This is a genomic window from Agromyces binzhouensis, assembly GCF_004135055.1.
Classification (GTDB): Bacteria; Actinomycetota; Actinomycetes; order Actinomycetales; family Microbacteriaceae; genus Agromyces; species Agromyces binzhouensis.
Map to the genome: position 1 here is coordinate 1 of NZ_SDPL01000377.1, position 3,076 is coordinate 3,076.

Genomic DNA, 3,076 nt, shown 5'->3' on the forward strand with positions numbered 1-3,076 from the left:
CCCCCCGCGACCCAGCCCCCGGCCGTGCCCGCCCTCGATCCCGCGCAGGCGACCGTCGCCCGACGCTCGATCGCGGCGATCGCGTCGGCCGGCGCCGTCGCGCTCATCGCCTTCGGCGCGGGCGTGCTCGCCAACCTGGTGTCGCGCGAGCAGAACCCGGTGGTGCTCGCCCAGGTCGTGCCGTACTTCGCGCTCGCGGCGGTCGTGCTCTGGGGGCTGCTCTGCATCGGCAACGCGGTCGGCGCGCTTCGCGCCTGGTTCCTCGCGCTGCCGGTCGGACTCACCTCCGCGGTCCTCGCGACGCTCATCGCCGCGAGCGCCAACGTGCTCTCGAGCGGCGTCCAGGTGTCGGCCCAGGTCTTCTCGCTCGTGCTCTCGAGCCTGCTCGGGCTCAACCTCCTGTTCATCGTCGCCGCCGTGATCGCCGAGGTGTTCGTCGCCCCCCGCGTGGCCGCGTGGGTGCTCGCCCACCGTCCTCGTCGAGCCGCCCGTCGCGTCGCGCTCGTGCGCATCCCCGCATCGAACCTCGACGAGGCCGAGCTGACGCACCTCGAGCGCCGCCCCGTCGACCAGGCGCTCGCCGACGAGCAGTGGGACGACTACTGCGCCGCGCTCGTGGCCGAGGGGTGGGAGACGGTCGAGGTCGACGCCGCACCCGACCTGCCCGACTCCGTGTTCATCGAGGACGCCGTGGTCTTCTTCGACGGGCTCGCCGTGCTCGCCAATCCCGGCGCCGAATCGCGCAAGCCCGAGGTCGAGGCCGTCGAGCGCGCCGTGCGCGCCTTCCCGGGCGTCTCGGTCGCACGCATCACCGCCCCGGGCACGCTCGACGGCGGGGATGTCCTCAAGATCGGCTCGACCGTCTACGTCGGCGCGTCATCGCGGACGAACGCCGAGGGCGTCCGCCAGCTCCGCGGCATCCTCTCGCCGCTCGGCTACACGGTCGTCGCGGTGCCGATCACGAAGGCGCTGCACCTGAAGAGCGCCGTGACGGCACTGCCCGACGGCACCGTCATCGGCTTCCCCGACCTCATCGATTCGACGTCGCTGTTCCCGCGCTTCCTCGCGGTCCCCGAGCCCGAGGGTGTCGCGGTCGTGATCCTGTCGGACGAGACGCTGCTGATGTCGGCCGCGGCGCCCCGGACCGCGGAGCTCCTGTCGGGCCTCGGCTACCGCGTGGTCACCGTCGACATCAGCGAGTTCGAGAAGCTCGAGGGCTGCGTCACCTGCCTGTCGGTGCGGGTTCGCTGATCCGTTCCGCCCCGCGAGGTCGTCGGCGCTTCGAAATCCGGTCTTGCGTCCCTCGGGCGCCGAGGCATATTCTGTAGGGCTGCCCGCTCGGGGAACCATCCGGCGGGCGATGGGTTCGTGACCACGACGCAGGAGGACGACATGAAGTACACCGGCATTCCCGCCCGCACGGTCGCGGCGTTCGGTGCGCTCGTCCCGACGCTCGCCTCCTCCGCCACGGTCGACCTGGGCTAGCGCCCCGAGACCGTCCAGCCGGCGGGACGCCGGCCGATCCACGCGGGGCCACGCCCCGCCTCCGCCTGCGCGCGATCGAGCGCGCGGCATCCACGTCTCCCACGACGAGTCGCATCCGCGCGACCCGTCGCGCCTCCCGGAAGGAACCCGGCGTGACCGCCACCGAATCCACCCTCCACCCTCCCCACGCCGAGCGCACCGGGACGGTGCGCGCCCTCATGCGGCTGCGCGAGTACGTCGGGCCCGCGATGCCCGCGATCTACGGGAGCATGGCCGCCTACCTCGTGGCGCAGCTCATCGCCCTCGCGATCCCGCAGGTGCTCGAGGCGATCGTCGACGGCCCGCTCGCCGACGGCGATCGCGCCGCGATCGTGCCGTTCGCCCTGCTCGTGCTCGCGCTCGGCGCCGGCGAGGCCGCCATGTTCGCGCTGCGGCGCTGGCTCGTGATCGGTCCGACCACCAGGGTCGAGGCGCGCATGCGCGACGCGCTCTACGCGAAGCTGCAGGACCTGCCGGTCAGCTTCCACGACCGCTGGCCGAGCGGCCAGCTCCTCTCGCGCGCCGTGAGCGACCTCGGCCTCATCCGCCGGTGGCTGGCGTTCGGCCTCGTGCTGCTCGTCATGAACCTCGTCGTGATCGTCGTCGGCGCCGTCGTGCTGATCTCCATGAGCTGGATGCTGGGACTCGTCTTCCTCGCCTGCTCGATCCCGCTGTGGATCGTCGGCTACCGGTTCGAGGGCCGCTACTCCGAGGTGTCGCGTCGCAGCCAGGACCAGTCCGGCGACCTCGCGACCGCGGTCGAGGAGTCCGTCCACGGCATCCGCGTCCTCAAGGCGTTCGGCCGCGGCAAGCACGCGCTGAGCTCGTTCCGCGCACAGGCCGAGCAACTGCGCTCGACCGAGATCGAGAAGGCGCGACTCGACGCGAACATCTGGGTGTGGATCCTCGTCGTGCCAGCGGTGGCGCTCGCGATCTGCCTCGTGCTGGGCGTCCAGCTGGCGGCGCAGGGCCAGCTCTCCGTCGGCCAGCTCGTGGCGTTCTTCGCCACGGCGGCGGTGCTCGCCTGGCCGATCGAGTCGATCGGGTTCCTGCTGGCGTTCTCGCTGGATGCGCGGACCGCCACGGACCGGTACTTCGACGTCATGGACAGCGAGAACGCGGTCCGCGACCCGGAGCGGCCCGCCGAGCTGACGTCGCCGCGCGGCGAGCTCGCGTTCTCCGACGTCCACTTCCGCTACCAGGACTCGCCCGAGCGCTTCGGCGACCTGCTCGACGGCGTCGACCTCGTGCTCCGGCCCGGCGAGACGATGGCGCTGGTCGGACTCACCGGCTGCGGCAAGACGACCATGACGGCGCTCGCCACCCGCCTGTACGACGTCACCGGCGGGTCGGTGACGCTCGACGGCGTCGACGTGCGCGCCTTCCGGCGCGAGGAGCTGCGCCGGCACATCGCGATGGCGTTCGAGGACGCCACGCTGTTCTCCGCGTCGGTGCGCGACAACGTCCTCCTCGGCCGGCCCGAGCTCACGGGCGAGGCCGCGGCCGACCCCGCGGTCGCGGCCGAGGCGGAGCGCGTGCTCGACGAGGCGCT

At 72.6% G+C, this 3,076-nt stretch carries 2 protein-coding genes; both read left to right on the forward strand.

Annotated features, from left to right (window positions below; genetic code table 11):
* The coding region (gene ddaH, locus ESO86_RS20090; RefSeq protein ID WP_340638863.1) for a dimethylargininase at window positions 1-1,251 on the forward strand (1,251 nt) is incomplete at its 5' end.
* Between the two features lie 386 nt (window positions 1,252-1,637).
* A partial coding sequence (locus ESO86_RS14405) for an ABC transporter ATP-binding protein (RefSeq protein WP_422836499.1) occupies window positions 1,638-3,076 on the forward strand: 1,439 nt, incomplete at its 3' end.